Annotated in this window: 24 protein-coding genes and 4 tRNA genes; 22 read left to right on the forward strand and 6 right to left on the reverse strand. The window is 56.1% G+C overall.

Going from position 1 to position 24,270, the window contains the following annotated elements; translation table 11 throughout:
- Positions 1 to 15 precede the first annotated feature (15 nt).
- From E5334_RS05750 to hflX, 12 genes are all read left to right on the forward strand, one after another.
- Positions 16 to 513, forward strand: coding sequence for a YajQ family cyclic di-GMP-binding protein (locus tag E5334_RS05750; RefSeq protein WP_136012641.1), 498 nt, complete (start codon positions 16 to 18; stop codon positions 511 to 513).
- Between the two features lie 75 nt (positions 514 to 588).
- Positions 589 to 1,992, forward strand: coding sequence for a 30S ribosomal protein S12 methylthiotransferase RimO (gene rimO / locus E5334_RS05755; RefSeq protein ID WP_136012756.1), 1,404 nt, complete (start codon positions 589 to 591; stop codon positions 1,990 to 1,992).
- Positions 1,993 to 1,994: 2 nt separating this feature from the next.
- Positions 1,995 to 2,609 (forward strand): CDP-diacylglycerol--glycerol-3-phosphate 3-phosphatidyltransferase, encoded by a 615-nt coding sequence (gene pgsA / locus E5334_RS05760; protein WP_136012642.1) that lies wholly within the window; start codon positions 1,995 to 1,997, stop codon positions 2,607 to 2,609.
- Between the two features lie 9 nt (positions 2,610 to 2,618).
- Positions 2,619 to 3,194 (forward strand): CinA family protein, encoded by a 576-nt coding sequence (locus E5334_RS05765; protein ID WP_136012643.1) that lies wholly within the window; start codon positions 2,619 to 2,621, stop codon positions 3,192 to 3,194.
- Between the two features lie 361 nt (positions 3,195 to 3,555).
- Positions 3,556 to 4,659: a recombinase RecA gene (recA, locus tag E5334_RS05770; RefSeq protein WP_136012644.1), complete on the forward strand. Its 1,104-nt coding sequence runs from the start codon at positions 3,556 to 3,558 to the stop codon at positions 4,657 to 4,659.
- Between the two features lie 3 nt (positions 4,660 to 4,662).
- A complete protein-coding gene (locus E5334_RS05775) occupies positions 4,663 to 5,403 on the forward strand; it encodes a regulatory protein RecX (protein ID WP_136012645.1) in 741 nt (246 codons plus the stop codon).
- A gap of 308 nt (positions 5,404 to 5,711) precedes the next feature.
- Positions 5,712 to 7,274, forward strand: a complete 1,563-nt coding sequence (gene rny, locus E5334_RS05780) for a ribonuclease Y (RefSeq protein WP_136012646.1) — start codon at positions 5,712 to 5,714, stop codon at positions 7,272 to 7,274.
- A 3-nt stretch (positions 7,275 to 7,277) separates the two neighbouring features.
- Positions 7,278 to 8,354: an ATP-binding protein gene (locus tag E5334_RS05785; protein WP_136012647.1), complete on the forward strand. Its 1,077-nt coding sequence runs from the start codon at positions 7,278 to 7,280 to the stop codon at positions 8,352 to 8,354.
- Positions 8,355 to 8,499: 145 nt separating this feature from the next.
- A complete protein-coding gene (locus E5334_RS05790; protein WP_136012648.1) occupies positions 8,500 to 8,817 on the forward strand; it encodes a stage V sporulation protein S in 318 nt (105 codons plus the stop codon).
- Between the two features lie 74 nt (positions 8,818 to 8,891).
- Entirely contained in the window at positions 8,892 to 10,199 is a 1,308-nt protein-coding gene (gene miaB / locus E5334_RS05795; protein ID WP_275438962.1) for a tRNA (N6-isopentenyl adenosine(37)-C2)-methylthiotransferase MiaB, read from the forward strand.
- Positions 10,199 to 11,167: a tRNA (adenosine(37)-N6)-dimethylallyltransferase MiaA gene (miaA, locus tag E5334_RS05800; protein WP_136012650.1), complete on the forward strand. Its 969-nt coding sequence runs from the start codon at positions 10,199 to 10,201 to the stop codon at positions 11,165 to 11,167. Before miaB ends, miaA begins: the two co-directional genes overlap by 1 nt.
- A 54-nt stretch (positions 11,168 to 11,221) precedes the next feature.
- On the forward strand, positions 11,222 to 12,592 hold the full coding sequence (gene hflX / locus E5334_RS05805) for a GTPase HflX (RefSeq protein WP_136012651.1): 1,371 nt from the start codon (positions 11,222 to 11,224) through the stop codon (positions 12,590 to 12,592).
- 4 nt (positions 12,593 to 12,596) lie between these two features.
- Here the strand turns inward: hflX and E5334_RS05810 are convergent, their stop codons facing one another.
- Complete coding sequence (locus E5334_RS05810; protein ID WP_136012652.1) at positions 12,597 to 13,409, reverse strand: heparan-alpha-glucosaminide N-acetyltransferase; 813 nt, start codon at positions 13,407 to 13,409, stop codon at positions 12,597 to 12,599.
- Positions 13,409 to 14,083: a transcriptional repressor LexA gene (gene lexA, locus E5334_RS05815; protein WP_136012653.1), complete on the reverse strand. Its 675-nt coding sequence runs from the start codon at positions 14,081 to 14,083 to the stop codon at positions 13,409 to 13,411. Before lexA ends, E5334_RS05810 begins: the two co-directional genes overlap by 1 nt.
- Positions 14,084 to 14,409: 326 nt before the next feature.
- Here lexA and nrdR point away from each other — a divergent pair, with 326 nt between their 5' ends.
- The 9 genes from nrdR (at position 14,410) to E5334_RS05860 (ending at position 21,405) form a co-directional block, all read left to right on the forward strand.
- Positions 14,410 to 14,862, forward strand: coding sequence for a transcriptional regulator NrdR (gene nrdR, locus E5334_RS05820; RefSeq protein WP_136012654.1), 453 nt, complete (start codon positions 14,410 to 14,412; stop codon positions 14,860 to 14,862).
- Positions 14,855 to 15,301: a dUTP diphosphatase gene (gene dut / locus E5334_RS05825; RefSeq protein WP_136012655.1), complete on the forward strand. Its 447-nt coding sequence runs from the start codon at positions 14,855 to 14,857 to the stop codon at positions 15,299 to 15,301. Before nrdR ends, dut begins: the two co-directional genes overlap by 8 nt.
- A 134-nt stretch (positions 15,302 to 15,435) precedes the next feature.
- Positions 15,436 to 16,749: an NCS2 family permease gene (locus tag E5334_RS05830; protein WP_136012757.1), complete on the forward strand. Its 1,314-nt coding sequence runs from the start codon at positions 15,436 to 15,438 to the stop codon at positions 16,747 to 16,749.
- Between the two features lie 102 nt (positions 16,750 to 16,851).
- Positions 16,852 to 18,138, forward strand: a complete 1,287-nt coding sequence (locus E5334_RS05835) for a solute carrier family 23 protein (protein WP_136012656.1) — start codon at positions 16,852 to 16,854, stop codon at positions 18,136 to 18,138.
- Positions 18,139 to 18,239: 101 nt separating this feature from the next.
- Positions 18,240 to 18,315 (forward strand) — tRNA-Gly (locus E5334_RS05840).
- Positions 18,316 to 18,359: 44 nt separating this feature from the next.
- Positions 18,360 to 18,433: transfer RNA gene (locus E5334_RS05845), tRNA-Cys, on the forward strand.
- Between the two features lie 259 nt (positions 18,434 to 18,692).
- Positions 18,693 to 18,768, forward strand: a tRNA-Gly gene (locus tag E5334_RS05850).
- A 488-nt stretch (positions 18,769 to 19,256) separates the two neighbouring features.
- On the forward strand, positions 19,257 to 20,294 hold the full coding sequence (locus E5334_RS05855) for a putative ABC transporter permease (RefSeq protein ID WP_136012657.1): 1,038 nt from the start codon (positions 19,257 to 19,259) through the stop codon (positions 20,292 to 20,294).
- A 91-nt stretch (positions 20,295 to 20,385) separates the two neighbouring features.
- Positions 20,386 to 21,405, forward strand: coding sequence for a tyrosine-protein phosphatase (locus E5334_RS05860; protein ID WP_136012658.1), 1,020 nt, complete (start codon positions 20,386 to 20,388; stop codon positions 21,403 to 21,405).
- An 80-nt stretch (positions 21,406 to 21,485) separates the two neighbouring features.
- On the opposite strand, the gene E5334_RS05865 is transcribed toward E5334_RS05860, so the two are convergent.
- Both E5334_RS05865 and E5334_RS08650 read right to left on the reverse strand, forming a co-directional pair.
- Positions 21,486 to 22,700, reverse strand: coding sequence for an aminotransferase class I/II-fold pyridoxal phosphate-dependent enzyme (locus E5334_RS05865; protein WP_167604314.1), 1,215 nt, complete (start codon positions 22,698 to 22,700; stop codon positions 21,486 to 21,488).
- A gap of 82 nt (positions 22,701 to 22,782) precedes the next feature.
- Positions 22,783 to 23,061 carry a hypothetical protein gene (locus E5334_RS08650; RefSeq protein WP_167604315.1) on the reverse strand — a complete coding sequence of 93 codons (279 nt, stop codon included), beginning with the start codon at positions 23,059 to 23,061 and terminating at the stop codon, positions 22,783 to 22,785.
- A gap of 48 nt (positions 23,062 to 23,109) precedes the next feature.
- Between E5334_RS08650 and E5334_RS05870 the strand changes: the two genes are divergently transcribed.
- A tRNA-Val gene (locus E5334_RS05870) sits at positions 23,110 to 23,184 on the forward strand.
- Positions 23,185 to 23,486: 302 nt separating this feature from the next.
- On the opposite strand, the gene E5334_RS05875 is transcribed toward E5334_RS05870, so the two are convergent.
- Both E5334_RS05875 and E5334_RS08810 read right to left on the reverse strand, forming a co-directional pair.
- Entirely contained in the window at positions 23,487 to 23,876 is a 390-nt protein-coding gene (locus tag E5334_RS05875) for a hypothetical protein (RefSeq protein ID WP_136012660.1), read from the reverse strand.
- Complete coding sequence (locus tag E5334_RS08810; RefSeq protein WP_275438948.1) at positions 23,873 to 24,067, reverse strand: hypothetical protein; 195 nt, start codon at positions 24,065 to 24,067, stop codon at positions 23,873 to 23,875. The genes E5334_RS05875 and E5334_RS08810 overlap by 4 nt, the downstream gene beginning before the upstream one ends.
- Positions 24,068 to 24,270: the final 203 nt, after the last annotated feature.

Here is a 24,270-nt window from a genome sequence, read left to right on the forward strand (position 1 = left end):
TTTATAAGGAGCATCATGGCTAAGGACTCATCGTTTGACATCGTGTCCCAGGTGGACATGCAAGAGGTAGACAACGCTTACCAGCAGACTGCCCGTGAGCTGACTCAGCGCTATGACCTCAAGAATTCCGGCGCCACTATCGATCTTGCCAAAAGCGAAGGCGCCATTACCGTCGTGGCTCCGGCAGACTTCGTAGCCCGTCAAGTGATCGATGTGTTGGGCGGCCGCTTGGTCAAGCGCGGCATCGACCTCAAGGCAGTGCAGTGGGATGCTCCCCAAGCCGCAAGCGGTGGCTCGGTGCGCGTCGTAGGCCGCATTGTGACCGGCATAGACAAAGAGACCGCCAAGCGCATTGCCAAGGACATCCGCGACGCCAAGCTCAAATGCAAGGCCGCGGTAGAAGACGACAAAGTGCGCGTCTCCAGCCCCTCCAAAGATGTCTTGCAACAGGTCATCGGCATGATGCGCGACGCAGATTACGGTGTGCCGCTGCAGTTCACCAACTATCGCTAATCTATGGCCGCTAATCTGAAAGCAGTGGATATGTCCCAGTCTCAAGATGAGCTTGCCTCACTCGAAGATTTTCCGATGGCAAGCGAGGAGCAAGACACAATTGCAGAAGCTCTCGATACCCACGCCCCTGCTGTGCTTTACATCACCTTGGGGTGCGCCAAAAACGAGGTGGACACCAACCGCATGAAGTCCCTTCTGGAGCGTGCGGGTTACAGGGAGGCGGCAGAGGTCGCAGAGGCGGATGTGGCCCTCATCAACACCTGCTCTTTTTTGGCCAGCGCCACTTCGGAGTCCATCGAGGCCACCTTGGAGCTGGCCGAAGAACGCGAGCAGGCATCGCTGGATCTGCCCATCATCATGTGTGGCTGTGTGCCTTCCCGCTATGGCGATGGGCTCCCCACCGAGCTTCCGGAGGTGGCCGCCTTTGTGCGCACCGACGAGGAAGACCGCATTGTCGAGGTGGTAGATGAGGTGCTGGGCAGACAGGATGTTTCCACTGTGCCAGAGGCTGCTCAGATGGAGGGGGCTGGCCAGGTGCTTCGCACGGTGGAGTCTGCCAGCGCCTATGTGAAGATCTCCGACGGCTGCGACCGCTACTGCTCCTTCTGCGCCATCCCCAATATTCGCGGTCGCTATGCCTCACGGCCTGCCGCAGAGATCAAACAAGAGATCCAGGGGCTTCTCGACGGCGGGGTCAAGGAGATCGTGCTTATCGGTCAGGACACTGGCGTCTGGGGTTCAGACTTCGACGAACCCTCTACGTTGGCAGACCTTCTGAACGAGCTGGATCCCGTCGTTGCCGAGAAGGGCGCCTGGCTTCGTGTGCTCTATCTGCAGCCGGAAGGCATGACAGACGAGCTGGTGGCTGCTATTCGCGACAACCCTTCAGTGTTGCCCTATATCGACATCCCTATCCAGCATGTCTCCGAGCCGGTGCTCAAGGCCATGAGGCGTCAAGGCAATGCTCAGGAGCTGCGAGAGCTCTTTGGCCGTCTGCGCCAAGAGATCCCCAATATGGTGCTCAGGACCACGGGGCTTGTGGGTTTTCCCGGAGAGACCGACGAGCAATTCGACGAGCTGGATGAGTTCTTGCGCGAAGTGGGTTTTGACTACGTCTCAGTCTTTGCCTATTCGCCCGAGGAGGGCACGCTGGCCGCCAAGATGGATAACCAAATCACTACCAATACAAAGCTGGAGCGCACTCAGCGCCTGGTGGATACGGCAGAAGACCTAGGCTTTGCCGCCACTGCAGCCCATGTGGGCGAGACGGTGGACGTCATCATCGACGGCATCGAGGAAGAGGGCGATATGGCTGAGTTCATTGGCCACGCCTGGTTCCAAGCACCCGACAGCGACGGTGCCGTGCACATCCCCGAGGGAGAGTATGCCATTGGCGACGTCGTGCCCGTGAAGTTGGTAGACGCCTTCTGCTATGAGCTGGTGGGAGAGCCCCTAGACAGCCCCAAAGAGAGCCGGTAGCTATGGCGGCATCTTCTCGGCAGCCTGAGCCGCAAAAGCCCTCCACGCTCATGACTGCGGCCAACATTGTGACCTTAGTGCGTGTAGCCTGCATCTTTGTATGGCTGCTCCTCGCAGGTCTATGCGGCCCTGCGGCCACCACTGAGGTCTCCTGGGCGCATCTGGGCCTGGCAGCCTTCTATGGACTCATTGCTGGCACCGATTCTCTGGATGGCTATTTGGCCCGCTCCCGCAACGAGGTCACCGATTTTGGCAAGTTCTTGGACCCCATAGCCGACAAGCTGGTGGTAGTGGCTGCCCTTCTCTACCTTATGGATGCTTCGCTGGTGTCTTTGTGGGTCATCGTGGTCATTGTGGCCCGAGAGTTTTTGGTGTCCGGCTTGCGTATGGTGGTGGCCTCTAAGGGCGTAGTGGTGGCTGCAAGCCAGTTGGGCAAATGGAAGACGGCTACCACCATGGGCGCCATTGCCGGCTATCTGGTGGTTATGGCACTGCCTGAAGGCCCGCTCACCTCGCTTCTCTATGGAGCTTCTTGGATCGCCATGGCCGCCGCCGTCGTGCTCACTCTTTGGTCTGGAGCCGATTACTTCATGAAATGCTGGGCCTATATTCGCTAGGAGGAGCCCATGGATTTGGATCTTGAGCCTTTGGTGTCCTGGTGCGACCAGGTGTTGGATCCTTCTTTTGAGACAGGTTGGGCCCCTTCTGCCGAGAAGATCTACGCTTTTGCAGCTGACGCTCTTGAGGTGGCCAGGCGCACCCGCCATAGCTTGGGAACCGCAGAATCGTGCACGGGAGGCTTGGTGTCTGGGGCACTCACAGAAGTGCCCGGATCCTCAGATGTGGTCATGGGAGGGGTGACGAGCTATGCCTGCTCGGTAAAGGAGCGTGTGCTAGGCGTCGACTCTGTCATTTTGGATACGGTGGGAGCTGTTTCCGAGCCCTGCGTTATCGCCATGTCGCTGGGGGCCTGCCGCGTGTTGGGATGCGATGTTTCTGTAGCCATCTCTGGCATTGCCGGCCCTGGAGGCGCCGTTCCCGGTAAACCCGTAGGTACTGTATGGTTTTGTGCCTGCACTACCATAGAGGGATCTGATCATCAGTGCAGATCGCTCGTTAGGCATTTCTCTGGCGATCGGGCGCAAGTTCGCACAAAGTCGGTAGCCACGGCTCTGGCGCTTTTGACAAAGGCCTGTCTCTAGTTTGCAAAAATGCTCCAGCACTCATGTTCCAGCATCCGTCTTGAATCATGTTCCAGCATCCGTCTTGAAAGATCCTTCTAAGGACGGATATGGCGTTTAGAGACTGCAGCTGCCCTTGTTTGAAGAAGCTGTGAGCCTGAGAGGGATGCATGAGCTTCTATGAAGGCTCCTTCATAGCTCTTAAAGCCATAAGCTGGCAGTATAGAAAAGTGACAAAAATAGTCGAACCAATTGACAGAAAAGTGCCAAAAACGGGACAGAAAACGGTCAGACCCCGGTGGTTTTATAGGTCGTGAGTATTGACTACGAACAGGTGTTCGCGTAGTATGTTCGACGATAAGAGCACCAGGGAAGGAGCCTCATGGCTAAAAACAAAACCGCTCTCAGCAAGACAGTGGCAGAGCGTACTACGGGCGAAGAGCGCGATCACGCTATTGAGGCTACTACGGCCGAGATCCGCAAGCGCTTTGGCGCCGGCGCCATCATGAAATTTGGAGATTCAGGCAACGATTTAGAGGTGGAGGCTATTCCTACCGGCTGCATCGCTCTGGATGCCGCTCTGGGTATTGGCGGTGTTCCCCGTGGCCGTATCGTAGAGATTTATGGTCCGGAGTCCTCCGGTAAGACAACCCTGTCGCTGGAGATTCTGGCAGAGGCCCAAGCCCAAGGCGGCGTAGTGGCCTTTATCGATGCTGAGCATGCGTTGGATCCCGGGTATGCCGCTCGCATTGGCGTGGATATCGATGAAGTGCTCATTTCTCAGCCAGATACCGGCGAGCAGGCATTGGAGATCTGCGACATGCTGGTACGCTCTAGTGCTGTGGATGTCATCGTCATCGACTCTGTGGCAGCCTTGGTGCCTCGCGCAGAGATCGAGGGTGAGATTGGCGAGACTACGGTGGGTCTTCAGGCTCGACTTATGAGCCAGGCTTTACGCAAGCTCGCTGGCTCTCTAAGCAAGTCCAACACCACTTGCATCTTCATCAACCAGCTGCGCGAGAAGATCGGCGTGATGTTTGGCAATCCTGAGACCACCACCGGTGGTCGCGCGCTCAAGTTCTTCTCCTCGGTGCGTATGGACATCCGCAAGATCGACTCCATCAAAAAAGATGGCGAGGTAGTGGGCAATCGCGTGCGCGTCAAGGTAGTCAAGAACAAGGTGGCTCCTCCCTTCCAAACTGCTGAGTTTGACATCATGTATGGCACCGGCATCTCCAAAGAAGGCTCCACTCTGGACATGGCGGTGGACTACGATGTGGTCAACAAATCCGGTGCCTGGTATACCTATGAGGGTGAGCGACTGGGCCAAGGTCGCGAGGCAGCCAAGGAGTTCCTGCGCACCAATCCGGATCTGTTCGATGAGATCGATCACAAGGTCCGCATAGCTTGTGACCTCGAGTTTGATGATGAAGAAGCTCCTGTGGTTTCTGAATCCAAAGATGCTCAAGCAAAGGCAGACGAGTAATCCATGCGTTATGGCACAGGAGGCTCCCAGAGCTCAGAGACCGCGAAAACACAGAGAATCGAGCGTCTCTCGGGCTCTGGGGCCAGCTGGACCCTCTACTTTCCCCCCAAAGATGCAGTGAGCTTTTCTAGAGCTCCGCTCGTCTCTGTGGTGGGAGAGGATGTGGTAGGCACTCAGAGTACATGCCGTTTTAACGTGCCTAAGGATGTGGCTAAGGCTCTGCTCAAGCAGGTGAAGGAAGATGGGGTCCCTACTAGTCCTCATGCCATGGAGACAGTCCTTGAAGGCCTTCAGATCTCCTGTGCGGCTAAACGGCTCACAGATCTTGTGAACCGTCGCGATTACGCAACAAAAGAAGCTCAGGAGCGACTCCAAAGATCAGGGTATTCTGCTTCTGCTATAGAAGATGTAGTGGAGCGTGCCACACGGGGTCGTCTGCTAGATGACGATCGTTTTGCAGAGACCTTCATTCGCGCCAAGATCTCTATTGGTTGGGGCCAGGGGCGCATCAAGCGCGAGCTTGCTCGTAGAGGCATCTCAGCAGAATCTGTTTCGGGGTGGCCAGAAGAGTACTTTGCTCAAGGGGAAGAGCTTGAGCGTGCCTGGGAATTGGTGGCTAGAAAGCCTGTCTCAGAGAAGAACGGCTATCAAAAGCTTGTGAGATTCTTAGTCTCTCGAGGATTTGATTATGGAATCGCCCGCCAGTGCGCCTCTCGTCGCGTGGAAGAAGAATCAGAGGAATAGTCAACCACCTCAAAGATTCCTCTGATTTATGCATCAAGGCGCGCTCCTTAGCTTTACGAGTCAGCCTACATAAACTAAAATGCAAGAGCCGCAGAGCGTCCTCCCTAGGCTTTTGCCCTAGGTTTTCATAGACCGCCAACGACCCAACCTCAAACTCAGGTTATGTCGCTATTTATCGAGGTCATGAGCCCCCTCGCTTCCGAGGACCCCCTTGGGGGCACACGGTCGCTCTTACGGTGGCCACCTGAAATTTAGGTGGCAGCTATCAAACGATAAGAGCACTGATTAGAGAAGACGAGGAAGATACCATGGACATCGCACTCCCCGTGGTACTCTGCATCGTCGGGATCGTTGTAGGCGCCCTGGTGGCCTGGAATCTTGCTAATGGCAAGACCAATGCCAAGGTGATCGAGGCTAATCAAAAAGTGCGCGATGCAGAGAGTCGTGCTACTCAAATTGAAGCCGAGGCATCCCGAAATGCAGAGACCCAAAAGAAAGAGTCCATTCTCTCTGCGAAAGAAGAGATTCTTAAGCTAAAGCAGGCCCAAGAGGCTGAAAATCGCGCACGTAAAGGCGAGCTTCGTGACCTCGAATCTCGCATTATGCAGCGCGAGGAGTCGCTGGACCGCAGAAACGATGCATTGGATCGCAAAGAGCATCAGCTTTCTGAGAATCAGAGCCAGCTGGATCGTCGCCGCAATGACGTAGAAAAACTGGTAGCCCAGCAGTCCACTGAGCTCGAGCGCATTGCTGCCCTCACCAAAGACGAGGCGCATGAAGAGCTTCTGGAGCGCGTTCGCAAGGATACAGTGCGTGAAGAGGCACAAATCCTTCGTGAGAGCGAGCAGCGCACTCGCGCTACTGCAGAAAAAACTGCTCGAGAGATCATCTCTACGGCTATTCAGCGCTGTGCGGCGGATCAAGCCTCTGAGATCACTGTAACCACCGTGCATATTCCTTCCGATGATCTCAAAGGTCGCATCATTGGTCGCGAAGGCCGCAACATCCGCTCCTTCGAGCAGATCTCTGGCGTAACGCTAGTCATCGATGACACTCCAGAGAGCGTTGGCCTTTCTAGCTATGATCCCGTGCGTCGCGAAACTGCCCGTGTGGCGCTGGAAAACCTGGTAGCAGATGGCCGCATTCATCCTGCGCGCATTGAGGAGATGTATGCCAAGGCAGAGAAGCTGGTAAACCAGCGTGTTTTGGACGCCGGCGAGCAAGCTGCTTTCGACCTAGGCATCCATGATCTCCATCCTGAGCTTGTTCGTACCTTGGGTGCCTTGCGCTATCGCACTTCCTATGGGCAGAACGTGCTTCAGCATTCCAAGCAAGTGGCTGAGCTCTGCTCGCTTATGGCAGCCGAACTTGGCAGCGATCCTGCCATGGCGAAGCGTGCTGGTCTGCTTCATGACATTGGCAAGGCCATCGATCGTGAAGTGGAAGGCCCTCATGCCGTTATTGGCGCTGACCTTGCGCGCAAATATGGCGAGAAGCCTGAGATTGTCCATGCTATCGAGGCTCACCATGCAGATATCGAGCCTGAGACTGTACTGGATGTGTTGGTGCAGGCTGCAGATGCCATCAGCGCTGCGCGCCCTGGTGCACGGCGCGAGTCTGCTGAGGCCTATATCAAGCGTCTTGAGAAGCTTGAGGAGATCTCCAATGCCCATGAGGGCGTTGAACGCACTTATGCCATGCAGGCAGGCCGCGAACTTCACGTCATGGTTGAGCCTGAAAAGATCTCTGACGCCGAGGCAGTAGTACTTGCTCACGACATCGCCAAGCAGATCGAGGATGAGATGGAGTATCCCGGCCAGGTGCGCGTAGTAGTCATCCGCGAATCTCGCGCAATCGACGTTGCCAAGTAGCCCATGGGAGATCTCAGCGATTTCATCGCAGACGTCACAGGGGAGTCTGTAGCCCGCGTCGAAGAAAACTTTGGTGCGGGCTACGTGCGCCTGGTAGTAGATGAGGCTGAGCGTCGTCAAGCGCGTCATGATATCCGCTGTGTGGAAGACGTGGTAGTGGAGCTTCTGCGCAACGCCCGTGATGCTGGCGCCACCCAGATCTATCTCGCCACCACTAAGCAAGACGACGAACGCCATCTCACTATGATCGATGACGGTTCCGGTGTGCCCTTGTCTATGCAGGAACGTATCTTTGAAGCTCGCGTGACTTCCAAGCTAGACTCGATTCACGAGGATCGATGGGGTGTGCACGGTCGCGGCATGGCGCTTTTTTCCATTCGGCAGAATGCCCGTATCGCCCGTGTAAGGGCTTCCGGTGAGCGCATGGGTACTTCAATCGAGGTGATCACAGGCCCAGAACTTCCTGAACGAGCAGATCAGTCTACCTGGCCAACACTCTCTACCACAGAAGACGACGAGACCACTGTGGCGCGAGGGCCTCACAACATTCCTCGTACCTGCTGTGAGTTTGCCTTCGAAGAAAGGCATAGTGTCACAGTGTTCTTGGGTTCTCCTGCAGAGATCGTGGCAACTATTCGCAGCCGTATGGCCAGCGCCATGGATGATGTCTCGCTGCTCTTCCTTGACAGCATCGACTCGCTGCCGCTCTTGGAACGCCTCTATGCAGCAGTGGACGCAAAAGAGCTGGTGGAGGTTGCATCTTCTCTCGGCTTGGAACTCTCAGAGCGTACTGCCCATCGTATTCTTTCGGGAGCCATTCGCCCCGTACGCTCTGTGATGGCAAGGCTCACCCACGGCACTGACAAGGGCCAGACCTCCTCTCCGGTGGATCTTTCCAAAGACCATCGGGGTCTCAAGCTCGACGAAGGGGATTCCAAAGAGTTTTCTCGGCGTATGGAGAGGGCCTTTTCATTTATCTCTGATCGCTACTATGTAGCTCTGGAAGACGAGCCCACGGTGCGATGCGGCAAGGACAAGATTACGGTCACCTTTCGTATCGCAAAAGAGGATGAGGGCTAGGCGCATCTTCTGGCTCCTGCGTATATTTGACGGGAGCTGTCTGACCTGTCTTCTTTAGATCCTGTGCTCGGGTACCATGCTTAAGAGATACGGTACACACAACCAACGAACGACACCCGCACTACAACATCCAGGAGCCATCGACATGGATTTTCTCAAGGTCTCCAGTAAATCTTCCCCGGCCTCGGTGGCCGGCGCCATCGCTGGTATGGTCAAAGACGGCGTACCTGTAAACCTGCAGGCAGTAGGTGCAGGCGCAGTCAATCAGGCCATCAAGGCAGTGGCCATCGCACGAGGGTTTCTTATTCCAGTGGGCCTCGATATCTCCATTGCTCCCTCGTTTTCCGACATTCAAATCAACGGCGACTCGCGCACTGCTATTCGCATCGCTGTCTTCGTCCATAGGATCTCTGCCGAAGAAACTCCTCTCTCAGAGCCCGGCGTGAGTATCCTCAACGCCTAAGGGAGGCATTTAGTTTGTTGTTAGACCGCTCGTTGTCCGGCCTTACCTATCATGTGCGCACTTTTGGCTGCCAGATGAACTTCCATGATTCCGAGCGCGTCTCGGGTCTTTTGGATTCCTGCGGCTGCTTGGAGGTTTCTGAGCCTGAGGATGCAGATATTGTGGTCTATATGACCTGCTGTGTGCGTGAAAAAGCCGATACCCACCTTCAGGGGCAAATCTCTTCTATGGTGAGCGCTCCGGCGCCTCCCTCGGGTTTACGCACGGTGTGCGTAGGTGGATGCATCGCTCAGCGCGAGGGTGAAGCCATGAGGTCGTTTGCCCCCAATGCAGACGTGGTCTTTGGCACTCAAGCAGTCTCTGAGCTTCCTCGTCTTATCGAGGCTTCACGTGCCGAGAAAGGCGAGCACCTCGAGGTGGACGTCGAAGAGCCCTATGAGTCTTTCTCTACCGATCTTCCCAGCCACCGTGCCCAGAAGTTTCATGCCTGGGTGCCCATCATGACTGGCTGCAACAACTTTTGCAGCTACTGCATTGTGCCTTATGTGCGCGGTCGAGAGCGCAGTCGTGCCTTTGAGGAGGTAGTGGACGAGGTACGTTCCCTGGTAGCAGATGGCGTGCGCGAAGTGACTTTGTTGGGTCAAAACGTCAACTCCTACGGGCGTGATCTCTACAGCGAGCCTCGCTTTGCAGAGCTTTTAAGGGCAGTGGGCAAGACCGGCATCGATCGCATTCGCTTCACAAGCTCCCATCCCAAAGACCTTACCGACGAAACTATTGCCGCCATGGCTGAAACCCCCGCAGTGATGCCTCAGCTTCATCTTGCTGCTCAATCGGGATCCACTGACGTGCTGCGGCGTATGAATCGCAAGTATTCGAGGGAAGAGTTTCTCGGCTTGGTGAGCCGCATCAAGAAGGCTATGCCAGATATCGCCCTCTCCACAGATCTCATAGTGGGATTTCCTCTGGAGACCGAGCAGGATTTTGAGGATACCCTCTCGCTCGTACGTGAGGCGGGGTTCTCTAGCGCCTACACCTTCATCTACTCCAAGCGTCCAGGTACGCCGGCTGCAAAGATTGATGATCCTACGCCTCGCGAGGTGATTCGGGAGCGCTTCGACCGGCTGGCCAAGCTGGTGCAAGAGATGAGCTGGCAGTATAACCAGGCTCAAGCCGGGCGCAATGTGGCGGTGCTGGTAGAAGGCCCCTCTAAGAAGTCGGCGGAAGTGCTTGTGGGCCATAGCCCAGAAAACGTCACGGTGCATTTTCCCATTCCTCAAGGGCGCAGTGCCAGCGACTACATTGGCTCCATTGTGGATGTCCATGTAGATGAAGCGCGCACCTGGTATCTTCGCGGCACTGTGGCCAGTGAGCCACGCTGATGGATAGGGCCACCTTGCCACAAGCTCATCTAGCCTCGCAGCCAATGATTGCCATCGTGGGGCCTACGGCTTCGGGAAAGTCTGCTTTAGCAGATGAGGTGGCACAGGCTCTTAACTCCTGTGTCACCTCCATCGATGCCATGCAGGTCTATCGAGGTATGGACATAGGCACTGCCAAAACTCCTGAGGCAGAGCGAAAAGTACCCCTCAAGATGGTGGACGTGGTAGAGCCTTCTGAGGAGTACTCGGTAGCTCTCTTCCAAAAAGACGCCCGGCGTGAGATAGACCAGCAGTTAGCCGCAGGCCTTACCCCCGTGCTCTGTGGGGGTACTGGGCTTTATCTGGATGCCGTTATCGACGAGATGGATTTTCCTGAGGGTGGCTCGATCTCTTCTGATCGCCAAAAATACGAGGCTCTTTTGACTCAAAGAGGTGAAGACTACCTCTGGAATCTCTTGAATGCTGCCGATCCCAAAAGCGCCCAGCTCATTCACCCTCACAATTCGCGGCGTGTCATCCGTGCCCTGGAGCTCCATGAGAAGGGGGAGAGCTATGGGGAACGCACTCAGCATCTCAGGCATCGCGACCCTCATTATCAATGTCGCATCTATGCTGTCGTCCGCGACCGAGAAAAGCTCTACTCGCGCATAGACACCCGTGTGGATCAGATGTTTGAACAAGGCCTGGTAGATGAGGTACAAGCCCTCAAAGCCCAAGGGATCCAGCAAAACCTCACTGCACGGCAGGCCATTGGCTACAAAGAGGTGCTCTCCGCACTAGAGGGTCAAATCACCATGGATGAGGCCAGAGACCTCATCAAGCGCAATACCCGCAGGTATGCCAAGCGTCAACTCTCCTGGCTCAGGCGAGATGGGCGAGCCGCAACACTCGATCTCGAGCAACTTTCTATTCCCCAGGCACGTGACGTAATATTGGCAACCTATCATAATGTGAATGAGACTTCCTAAGGTCTCGCACTACTAAGTACGTCATACATATCAGAGCTTGAGGAAGCAGGTTTCATGGCACGCAAAACGTCTCAACCTACGGCTCTTCCTCAGGAAAGAGCGCTTCTCATAGGCGTTGATTTACCGGGCACCAATCATTGGGCCATGACAGATTCCATGGCAGAGCTTGCGCGACTGGCTCAAACCGACGGCGCTCAGGTGGTGGGGGAGCTCACACAGCGTCTGGACAGACCAGTTCCTAAGACCTTTATTGGGTCGGGCAAAACTCGTGAGCTGGTAGACCTTGTTCATGCTCTGGATGTAGATGTGGTCATCTTTGATGACGAGCTCACACCTTCCCAGCAATCCAATATCGAAAAAGCGGTGGGCGAGCCCGTAAAGGTCATTGACCGCACTGCCCTCATCCTAGATATCTTTGGCAACCATGCTAAAACCCGCGAGGGGCGTCTGCAGGTGCAATTGGCCCAGCTCCAATATGTACTGCCACGTCTTCGTGGCATGTGGAGCCACCTGATGGGCGAGCAAACCCGTGGCGGCATTGGAAGCCGTTTTGGTCAAGGCGAATCCCAGTTAGAGGTGGACCGTCGACTGGTGCGCGATCGCATCTCAAAACTGCGCGAAGAGCTCAAGCGCTTGGCTCAGCGCCGAGAGGTGCAATCCAAAGCGCGCTGGGACTCTGGTGTCTATCGAGTGGCCCTTGCGGGCTATACCAATGCGGGAAAGTCAACGTTGCTCAACGCTCTCACAGATTCGGACGTCTACGCCAAAGACGAGCTATTCGCCACCCTTGATCCCACCACGCGCGCCCTCGATTTGGCGGAAGGCCGCAAGATCACCATCACTGACACTGTAGGGTTCATTCAAAAGCTCCCCACCACGCTAGTGGAGGCCTTCAAGTCCACACTTGCCGAAGTGGCTGCTGCAGACCTCATCATCATCGTCGCTGACGCCTCTGATCCTCATTGGCCTGCCCAGGTGGCTTCTGTGCGCGATACTCTCGAGCAAATCGATGCAGGATCTATCACAAACCTTTTGTGTCTTAATAAGATCGATGAGTTATCTGCTGCCGAGAAGGACACCCTTCGCATCATGCACCCTCAAGCACTGCAGGTTTCTGCACTTACCGGCCAAGGACTTCCGGGGCTACTCCATGAGATTGCAACTATCGCCTCTGAGAATGACTGCACGGTAACTGCGCGCATCCCCTACGAAAAGGGACTGCTCATGAAGATGGTTCATGAGCGTGGGCAAGTACTTCGTGAAACCTATGAGGACGGGGGATTGCTTATCACCGCAAAGGTTCCCGTGCGCCTTGCAGGCACGTTGGCTCCCTATCGCGTAGACGGTGACAACTTGGAATCCAAAGAAGACTCCGAGTCAGAGCCAGATACAGAGCGGAATGTCTCAGAGTCTCCCGTTACCTAGGGTGCTATAACAGTCCCGCAAGCGTCAGGCAGCCTAGAATAATTGGTTGGTGCACTATATAAATAGCGAGCGCATGCCGTCCAATCCATTGGAGAGGGCGGCATTGTGCTCGTAAGAACCATGCTGGATATCCTGTGCGCAAGAATGTGCGACCCGCCGCAATGCCTACGCCATAGATTAAGGCATACGGTATCAGCGGGTAGTAGTCGCCAGAGATAAAGCCAGGACCCGGAAACCCCGCCCAAGAAAACCAAGAGATGGCGTAAAGGTTTGCTGGGAGCTCTGCTGTGAAGCCAGGGAATCCAAAGCTTCCCTGAGGCACATGGAGACAGGCGAGGAAGAGCACAAAGAGGACGGTGGTAGCCAGAGGCCCAGAAGGCTCTAGGCCCACCCGTTCTAGCAGTGCATCTATCAAGGTAGCTCCCCCTATGCAGTAGATGATGCCAAAATTGATGGGATCATCTACTGCAGCCAGAGAAGTTACAACAAAAATCGCAGCTGCTACCACTAGGTAGCGCAGCGAGCGAATGAGATTGTTTTTGGAAAAAGAACACATCCATCCAGAGACCAAAAGGAAGGTCCAGCTGATAGAGGCGCGCCAAATATCTTCAAAGGGCGGCTTGAACCAAAACAAGGAGACCGAGGTAAGCACTACCAAGTCATAGCAAAGATGAAAGAGCACCATGGAGGTCACAGAAAGACCCCTCACCGCGTCAAAGAGACCGACACGGCCAGAGGGGTGGGACCAACCCTGATGGAGAGGGCTTACGTTAAAAGATGTATCCGTTGTCTTTAAGGCGTGATCCTGAGGAGCCATTAGACAATAGAACGCATAAGAGCCGTTACACGACCAATGATATGGGGTTCACGCACATAGATGGGGTCCATAGAGTCATTCTCAGGTTGCAGGCGACAGCGGTCCTTCTCGCGATAGAAAGTCTTTACAGTGGCGCCATCATCGATAAGGGCCACAACGATCTCTCCGTTTACTGCATCATGCGCCTCAGAGACCACTAGATAGTCGCCATCAAAGATGCCGGCATTGATCATGGACTCTCCGCGCACACGCAGCACGAAGGAGCTGGAATCGCCCACTACGCTGGTGGGAAGCTGCAGTACATCCTCGACGTTTTGCTCAGCCAGGATGGGTACGCCTGCAGCTACGCGGCCTACCACTGGAAGTCTAATGACTCCGTCGTTAGGATCGTGTTCCACCGTTACCTGTGCATGGGAAGAATGAGGTGCTGCCGGCTGAGGTGTGCTCTTCTCGGCACCGCTGATGATCTCGATAGTCCTGGATTTATTGGCAGTGCGCCTAATGAGGTTGAGATCTTCCAAGGTTTGCAGATGCATATGCACAGTGCTGGGAGATTTGAGACCTACCGCAGCGCCAATCTCGCGCACTGAGGGCGGATAGCCATGCTCCTGGCTATAGGTAACCAGAAAGTCATAGATCTGTTGAACGCGATGACTCAGTTGTGGCCGTGACATGGGCACTCCTGCCAGTAGGTCTTGCTCCTGTGTCCCTATCATAGCCAAACGAACGTTCGGGCGCAAACAGATGTTCGCAGAAAATAGGCAAGTTGTTTCCGATAAGCGAAATAGTGGAGACTATGTGAAACACTTTGGAAGAATCTGTGGTAATGTAACGCCGCACAGGTTAATCGGCAGCTATTTTGGCTTGACCGGTTGGCATCCATGACGTTGGGCATTAGCCTGTCTCAAGGTTCGACGCCTTACGTATCCGGTAAATTCGCGACGTCTTTTGCATAGGACTCTAAAGCTCTATAAATCCTAGCGACAGGAGAGATTGGTCGATGCGCTGTCCCAATTGCGGGTGTGATGATTCCAAGGTCATTGATTCCAGGCCTTCTGAATCCCATGAAGCTATCCGTCGCAGGCGCGTGTGCACTGCCTGTGGTTGTCGTTTTACCACCTATGAACGCCGAGAAGAGCTGCCTCTCGTAGTAATTAAGAGCGATGGCCGTCGCGAGCCTTTCGATCGGCAAAAGATCATGCGCGGTCTTGTGGCCGCTACGGTCAAGCGCGATTTGGACGTGGCTCAGCTGGACGCTCTTATCGACTCGGTAGAAAACGAGCTTCGCGACGGCGGCATCACAGAAGTTCCCAGCAAGCGTCTGGGCGAGATGGTCCTTTTACATCTACGAGATATAGATGACGTGGCCTATGTGCGGTTTGCCTCAGTCTATCGCGAGTTTAAAAACCTTGATGAGTTTTCTGAAGAGCTTCGGAGGCTTGCCAATGAATAGCGGTATCACCCTGCCCATTCAGCGACTGGACCCTGCAGTGGAGCTTCCTTCCTATGCCTATGTGGGTGATGCGGGGTTGGATCTTCGTTCCGCAGAGGATGTAGTGTTGGCTCCTCATGAGCGTCGCCTGATTTCTACCGGGTTAGCCATCGCTATCCCTGATGGCTATGCCGGCTTTGTCCAGCCTCGCAGCGGCATGGCCCTCAAACAAGGGCTCTCTATGGCCAATACTCCCGGTCTTGTGGATTCCCATTATCGTGGCGAGCTCAAAGTCTGCGCTATCAATCTAGATGACGAGAAACCCATCGCCATTACCCGGGGCGATCGCATCGCCCAGCTGGTCATCCTTCCGGTGCCTCAGGTAACTCTCTTAGAGGTGGATCAGCTGGATGAGACCGATCGCGGCACAGGGGGATTTGGTTCCAGCGGCGTTTCTTAAATACGCCTGGGATAGACGTGCGAGTCGTCTTGTAGGTGAGGCTGGCGCGTCGGAGTGGGGGAGGATCGGCCTCCCAAAGCGAGAGAATACATGAGAGGAATTTGTCTATGGCAAATCAAGCCCAAGGAGGCGCGCTGGAAAACTTCTTCCATATGAGCGCCCGTGGATCGTCTGTGGGCCAGGAGGTACGTGCTGGTCTCACAACCTTTCTGGCGATGGCCTACATCATCGCCGTCAATCCGTCCCTGTTGGAGGCTGCGGGCATTCCTTCGGGGGCAGCAGTGACTGCTACTTGTATTGGCGCTGGCATCATGACCATCCTCATGGGCCTCTTCGCCAATCGTCCTTTGGCCTGCGCCTCGGGCATGGGCATCAACGCGGTGGTCGCCTTCACCCTCACCGGCCTTTGCGACGGCGATTGGCACGCCGCTATGGCGGTCATCTTTATCGAGGGTATCGCCATTCTTATTCTGGTGCTTTGCGGTCTGCGTGAGGCCATCATGGATGCCATCCCCGCATCTCAGCGCCACGCCATCGCCGCTGGCCTGGGTCTTTTCATATGCCTTATCGGCCTCATCAACGGGTCCATTGTGGTAAACGATGACTCCACCCTCATCACCATGGGAGCCCTGAGCGACCCCAACTACATCGTGGCCATGATCGCCATCTTCTCCACCTTCGTGCTCTACTGCATGAATGTGCCCGGCGAGATCCTCATTGGCATCGTCATTGCCGTGATCGTGGGCATTCCTCTGGGTGTCACCGCTACTCCCACTGGCATCGTGTCCTCGCTGGACTTCTCCACCTTTGGCGCCCCCTTCCTCACCGACGAGTCCGGTGTCATGGGTATCGCCAAGGTCGTGGCGAGCCCCGTCCTTCTCATGTTCGTGTTCTCCCTCATGATGTCTGACTTCTTCGACACCATGGGCACCGCTTTCGCAGTGGCCAAGCAGGGTGACTTCCTTACTGCCGATGGCAAAGTGGAAGACATTCGCCCCATCCTCATTGTTGACTCCTGCGCAGCTGCCGTAGGCGGCCTGGTGGGCGCTTCCTCAATCACCACCTTTGTGGAGTCTGCTTCCGGCGCTGCCGATGGCGGTCGCACTGGCCTCACCTCCATCACCACCGGCGTGCTGTTCGTTCTAGCCGCCTTCTTCGCACCTCTCATTGCCGTGGTGAGCTCTCCTGCCACCACCGGCGCTCTGGTGCTCGTGGGCTTCCTCATGATGGATCAGGTCCAAGACATCGACTGGAACTCCAAGCTCGATGGCCTGCCCGCCTTCATCACTCTGGCCGGCATCCCCTTGACCTACTCCATCTCCACCGGTATTGGCCTGGGCTTCATCACTTACGTGGTGGTTGCCTGCGCCACCGGCAATGCGAAAAAGGTCAAGCCTCTCATGTGGGTGGCTGCAGTCGCCTTCTTGGTATCTTTCCTCATCTCATAATTGCCGATAAGGGCTGCACCCTCTTTTCATCAGCTTTGTTGTTAATGATGCAGGTCCCGCCACCAGAGGGCGAGGGCCTGCATTTTTTGAGAAAGGAGTTTCATGGCAGAAAGAGAAGTGATTGGAGTCTCCGACCGCGTGTCGGTGGGCAAAGCGATCCCTCTTGGCATCCAGCACATGATGTCAATGTTTGGGTCCACCGTACTGGTGCCCATGCTCACGGGTCTGCATCCCAGTGCTGCCATCATGTGTTCAGGTATCGGCACGGTGTGTTACCTGCTCATGACCAAGAACAAGATTCCTAGCTACCTAGGAAGCTCGTTCGCCTTTATCAGCCCCATTATTGCGGTTGGCGCTACACAGGGCACCGCAGCGGCGCTCTCCGGCGTGGTTGTGGCTGGTCTAGTTTTTCTGGCAGTGGCCGGCATTATCAAGCTCATCGGCACCGGTTGGATCGATCGCATTTTGCCCCCGGTGCTCATTGCCTCCATCATTATCGTCATTGGTGTGGGCCTTTCTGCTACCGCAGTGAACATGGCGCTCACAGGCTCCACGGGAGAATTCAACGGCATTGCGACTCTGGTTGCGGGCATCACTCTGTTTGCGGCAGTGATCTTCTCCTCGATGAAGGGCCTTATCGGCACTATCCCAGTGCTCTTGGCCATTATTGTGGGCTATATCGTCGCAGCTTTCTGCGGCTTGGTAGATCTCGCCCCTGTGGCCGAGGCTGCTTGGATTGGCTTGCCCCATCTGCAGTTCCCAGAGTTCGACCCTGTGGCCATCGCGCTCATCGCTCCGGTGGCGCTGGTAGTGGTCATCGAGCACATCGGCCACCTGCTGGTAGTCTCTGAGGTGGTAGGGGAGGATTTCGTCCCCATGCTGCCACGCTCGCTGGCAGGTGACGGTATCGCCACTTGCATCGCCGGCTTTTTGGGTAGCCCTCCTGCCACCACCTACGCCGAGAACATCGGCGTCATGAGCGTTACCCGCGTCTATTCCACCCAGGTCTTCTGGTATGCTGCGGGCTTCGCGTTCATCGTAGGCGGCTTCTGCCCCAAGCTCGAAGCGCTCATCATGAGCATACCCACTCCTGTCATGGGCGGCGTAAGTCTGCTGCTCTTTGGCCTTATTGCTTCTAACGGTTTGCGCATGCTGGTGACCAACAACATCGACTTTGGCGAGAATCGAAACCTCATGATTGCCGCCGTGGTCATCATCTTGGGCGTAGGCATGGAGTGTGGCGGCTTCTCGCTGCCTCTGGGTGACTACACCATCCCTGGCATGGCACTCTCGGCTATCGTGGGCATCATCATGAACCTCGTGCTCCCCGCGGCTCCTGGTCATCCTAAGGATGACGAGAAGCCCGCGGTCTATATCGAGGAGCGTTAAGGCTCACTGGCGTCTGTGGGCTCGCGGCACTCAAGGCTTGTAAGTTCTTGGAAATTGAGACTTGCACCCAGTTGCTCGCTGGTTTATAGTAGCTACCGCACGCGGACATGGCTCAGTTGGTAGAGCATCACCTTGCCAAGGTGAGGGTCGCGGGTTCGAATCCCGTTGTCCGCTCCAGTGATCTTCCTAAGGCCGGCCCCACACCGGCCTTTTCAATTACTGGCGACGTGGCCAAGTGGTAAGGCAGAGGCCTGCAAAGCCTTTACCCCCAGTTCGAATCTGGGCGTCGCCTCCAGTACATTCAAGCCGGCTCTTTTGGGAGTCGGCTTTTTGTTTGACTAGGGGAGCGCCGGCGGTGAGAAGCGGGAAGGTGCGAGCGAAGGCTCTAAAGGCTAGGCGTTTAAGGGCGGGTAGAGATAGCAGGTAGAGATGACAAATAGAGAGTGCGCCTTCTTCATGTGTCCCTTGGATTCACCAGGCATCCAAAACTTGCGAGCCTTGAAAATAACCCCTTGCGCCAGATAGAGGCTCTGGGTATAGTATTCTCCGTTGACGCGGACATGGCTCAGTTGGTAGAGCATCACCTTGCCAAGGTGAGGGTCGCGGGTTCGAATCCCGTTGTCCGCTCCAGAATTTTTCAAGCCACTCTTTACGGGGTGGCTTTTTTTCATTTTTGGTTGGTATGCATATGAATGCACGCACGATTAGTGGGCTTGATGATGAATTGGCGGGCTAGCTGCTAAAGCGGTGGTTTTGCTGCTAAAGATGTCTCTGACACACTCAGAAAAAGAACTACGATGGTTACAATAACGTAGCATTCTAAGTAAAAATAGGCTATTTTCTCGTTACTAATGAAGTATAAATTCTGAGGATACCAATATCCTTCTCGTCCTTAGGATCCGGTAGTCTGCATTTACTCTGGCCTTCACATTTCTGCAAGATGTACTATCCGCTGCACTCGCGAATTACAGCGCATCGTAAGCGCACTCTCCTTTAGATGGGGTAGATAGCCTGCAGTCTATGCAGGTATAGGTACATTCCTCTACAGTTGACTACAATGTCTCAATCCCATACGCTTCATCGCTCTGTAAGCCATCCAGCACACCTTGGGGTTTCTCTTGATCAACACCTTGCTTCTCATCTTGCTCTTCGTGTTTGTGTGTCTGTTGACCTCCTGGGCCATCTCAGAAGTGAGCTGGCGCTTCATGAGCGGCAGAAGCTACTCAGAGGCCATGGGTCGGGAGCGCTTCGATGCAGATGATGTAGTGGATGCGTCGACGCTTGCGTATAAGGCTTCAAGCTCTGACAGCTTGCAAAGCAGGATCGCTTCCCGCTTGGCGCGCAAGGAGTCTCAGCGACAGGAGCGCTTTCGCAAGAGGGTGGGGGTTTCTCGGCACGATCCGGCTTACTATGAGCTGAGAACTCGCACGGGGCGTCCCATGTCCAAGGAGCAGCGCAAAGCAACGCTTAAAGCGGAGCGCATGGCGAAGCATCAGTATTTGGAACAGGCGAGCTTGGGGATCACACACTACATCACGATCTTTTTGGTCTGCAGCCTACTGGGTCTCGTGGGCGAGGAGATCTGGATGTGGCATTCCCAGGGTCTCACCCAAAGTCGAGTGGGTGTGGTGTGGGGCCCATTCTCGCCGCTCTATGGATTCGGCGGCCTTATGTTCGCCATCGTGCTGTGGAACTTCCGCGATAGCAAGTGGTACGAGATCTTGCTGGTGTCCATGGGAGCGGGAGCGGCTATCGAGCAGGCTACCGGCATGTGCATGGAGTTCTTCTGGCATGCGCAGAGCTGGACGTACTTGGGTCTTCCGGATGCCATCACTCAGTGGGTCTGTTGGCGCTCCATCGTCCTTTGGGCGGTGCTGGGCGTGATCTTTACTAAGGTGGTGCTACCGGAGTTCGTATGGTTCATAGGGGAGCCGTCCAGCAAAACTCAAGCGGTTCTGGTGGGAGTGCTTGTGGCATTTATTACTATAGATTTATTGGCCACGGCTTATTGCTTCTACCGCATGGAGCAGCGCGCTTTGGGCATACCACCCCAAAACGCGGTGGATGTCTACGTGGACTCTCACTTTAACAATGACTTCATCCAAGACAGGTTTCAAAACCTGGTGGTAGGAAGCCAGCTGGCGCCAAACGCCTAGCGGAGCGCAACGCCGTGAGAGAAGGTCGCAGCCATCTCCCGCAGGCGAACCCGTTCAGGCAAGATACTTCGACTTCTAAGGAATCGTCTCTATGACCCAAGATACACGTGAAGCAGCACTTCAAAAAGATCCCCGCGTAAAGGATCGTCCGGTGTCACCACGGGTGGCTCAGCTGGAGAACGCCTTCATTGGGTCGGGTTACGGCTATATGGGGCTCTCTGGTGTCCGCAACGCTCGCGATCTGGGCGGCATGCCCACTCAGGACGGCCATGTCGTCCGCCACGGGGTGCTGCTGCGCACAGGTCAGTTGGGAAAGGTCACTGCGACTGATGCAGCTCGTTTAAGGGGAATGGGTTTATCGGTAGTAGTGGACTTTCGCACCCAGTCCGAACGAGCTCGGTCGCCGGAGCCCATGCACCTTTTGCCCGAGGCTTCCATGGAGTTCGTGCCGGTGATTCGCCAGTCTACTGCGGGCATCACCCAGGACAAGTCGCTGCGCTCCCTCATCGCCGAGGCCAAGTCTTACGACCTGGGCGGCGAGGACAAGATCTCCGGCCTCTATGCCACCATTGTCACCAGCGAGCTGGGCCGCCAGGGCTATCGCCGCTTCTTTGAGATTCTGCTGGAGCAGGCCACCAATCCCAAGACCTTCGTGCCGCTGTTCATCCAAAAGCCCGCAGGAGCTCTGGCGCAAGGGACGTCGACGCAGGCCCAGGCGGCTCAAGTGCCCCAGGAGCCACAGAAGCGTCCAGGATGCGTACTGTGGCACTGCTCGGCAGGGAAGGACCGCACGGGCATCGCAGCGGCCTTCCTAGAGCTGGTGCTGGGGGTGTCGCCAGCATTGGTGCTGGAGGACTACCTGGCGTCCAACCGCTACATCCAGCCAGGATGGTCCAAGGCGCTTATGGCGTTGGGCCGCAACGGGATGCTTCCCTCGGCTCCTTACAATTTGCTGCATCTGCTCTATACCGTGGAGGAGCAGAGCATCGTGGCTGCGTTTGATGCCATCGAGCAGGAGTGGGGCTCGTTTTACGCCTACTGCGAGCAGGAGCTCGATCTCGATGCCGAGAAGATCGCGCAACTGCGGGCTGCCTATCTGGTGCATCCCTAAATGCGCCTGCCCCGCGAGCGCTTCGCGGGGAAGGCGGGGGGCTCTCATTGGATTTGGCGGCTGAGGCCGTCCGGGCGATCCTAGGCAGAAACGCTTTGGGACTCGTTAAACATCACCACGGGCGCGGCGCTATGAGCGGCTAAGACGCGCTCCATGCGGTCGAAGGCTTGGCCAAGCTGGGGGATGTCCACGCGCAGTGCCAGGCGCACGAAACCCGTGCCTGCCGCGCCAAAGCTGGCTCCAGAGAGCATCAGCACATGGGCTTCGTCTTTCATGAGCGAGCAAAACTGGGCGCCGTCCATGCCGGTGCCACGCACGTCCAAGAACAGGTAGAGGCTTCCTTGGGTGGTGGGCACGCTCACACCTGGCAGCTGACAGGCACGCCTCATGCCAAAGCGCAACCTATCGCCGTAGATCTCATGGACGCGCTCTCGGATGTCTTGGCGCAGCTCCAGTGCCCTGATGGCTGCCCGCTGCGACAGGGTGGGAGCCGTATAGACTTGCGACTCGTTGATGCAGCGCATGGCTTCGATGACGTCGGCTGGAGCGATCACGTAACCCAGCCGCCAGCCGCTCATGCAGTAGTTTTTGGAGAAGGACCGGATGGTCGCGCACACTTCCTGTGCTCCCTCACACCAAAGCGCGGGAGCAAAGGGTCGCATGAACGAGAAGGAGGTATAGATCTCGTCGGCGATAAGCAGCATATGATGGGCGCGGCACACATCCACCAAGCCCTGCAGCTCCTCCAAACTCAGGCATACACCTGTAGGATTGTTGGGCGTATTCACAATGACCGCCTTGGTACGAGAAGTCACCGCCGCCTCCAGCGCCTGGGCACTGAGTCTAAAGCCGGCATCAGGATCGCACTCAATGACCACCGGAACGCCGCCCGCATGTTCTACCTGAGCTTTATAAGGCGTGAAGTAAGGGGAGAAGAGCACCACCTCGTCACCAGGATCCACCACAGTGTCTAGCAGCAGATACATGGCGTGGGTGGCACTGGCGGTAACCATCACTTCATCCCTGGCAACTTCAACATCATAATCTTCTTGCCACACGCGCCTGATGGCAGCCAAAAGCTCCGAATCCCCATAAGGACTCGCATAATGCGTGAACCCGCAGCTGGCATCGGCGAAGGCGGCGTCGATGATGCGCTGATCGGTCGCCAAATCCGGATCCCCGATGGCCAAATCGATGGTATCCACCGGTTTCTGAGCATCTCCTGCCGCAATCATCTCTGCCAATTCGCCATCGAGCACATTGCGCTCTGCCACAAAGCTCATCTCAGATGCCATAGCCGCCGCTCCTTGATCCCTATCCCCAGCTGCAACAATCTCTCCTTGCCGAGAAACCCTTGCATCCCGGGTCGCGTGGTCGCTAAAGCCAGTGTGTCCTTTTGAGCGGGGAGCGAGAAAAGCTGTTCTCATCTATTTGCGCCTTTGACACCGGAGCAAAACCAGTGAGATACGCGCCGAACACCGCTGGGAATCCTGGTGGAAATAGATGCAGGTAGATACCAATTTCAGCGAGTTTATAACTGATTATCTGGGGCTTTGCGGCAAGGCATTGCTTCACATGGTTGCCTTTGACAGCCTTGAACTCGTGGAGGACCGGTGGAGCAAATTGGATTGCGAGCAGCTCTTGCATCTGGCCCACGGCACCGCTATAGTAATTTTTCGTTGCAAGGGCAACCGAGCAGCCTATGGGCGTTTAGCTCAGGGGGAGAGCGCTTCCCTGACACGGAAGAGGTCACAAGTTCAAATCTTGTAACGCCCACCACGAAAGACGCAGGTAGATGGCATAAACCGTCTACCTGCTTTTGTTTAGGACACTAAACGGGACACCAAAAACGGGAGTCTCGTCAAAAGTTGGGCGTTTTTTCTCTTTCGGCCGGTTACCTGGCCAAACAATCGACAGGCTGAATCACGAACCGTAAAGCCGGGGCCATGGTGTCCACGTCGGGCTTGGTGTCCTGCGTGGTGTCCCTCGGGACAAGCCATGGTGTCCGGGAAGTCGCAGTTTGGAGAGGAGCCGCAGCTCGTCGCCACGGCCATCCTCGCACTTGCTTGCATCCTTCTTTTTCATAGCAACCTCACCACCGTGCACGCCACGTCGAACGCCCACACGTACCGCCCGCTCGAATCGCGCTCCTTGAAGGCAGGTGCCGCGGTGTCGATGCTCACGATCCGATAACCACCAACATCCGCATACGGCTCCCAGTCAGCCCTGCGCACCGCCAGCTCGGCGGCAGCGGTGACGGACTCCGCATCGGCCATGACCTCCCGCACCACCAGCACGGTCACCACGACAGACCCGCGCTCCTCCTCGGCCATCTGAGAGTCGCGCGAAAACGTGCCCTCACCGACAACGATGGGCTCCTCGCAGTCCAGCGCCGAAGGCAAAGCTTTTGAGAAGTAACATGAGAAGTGGGCATCTGCCAGCAGTTTCGCGATGGAGTCCGCGCAGCTCATCTCACCACCAGCTCCCAGTGGTGCACGTGCCCGTTGAAGTCCTCGCACCGCTTGCACTCGACCACGTAATAAGAATGCCCGCCGATGTCGATGCGCGACCCAGCCGGAACCTCGAAGGCTCCGCCACTGTTCAGCGCGTCGACATAGACTTTGCCGCTTCCAGCATCTGCCGAGCGATGCTCGTCGTCCACAACGTTCTGCATCCTGGCGAACCGCACGTGCGACACGGCCACGCCCTCGGCGCATAGCCGCCGTCACCGTCGGGCACCCTCACCACGGCGTCCTCGGCCAGCAGCCGCAGCGGTATCGGCCTCAGCGCCCGCATCATCGCACCCCGCAGAACGCCAGCGAGGTCCCCACAAGCTCCCTGAGCGCGTCGGCGGTGGCGATTTCC

The organism is Muricaecibacterium torontonense (assembly GCF_004793925.1).
GTDB lineage: Bacteria > Actinomycetota > Coriobacteriia > Coriobacteriales > Atopobiaceae > Leptogranulimonas > Leptogranulimonas caecicola.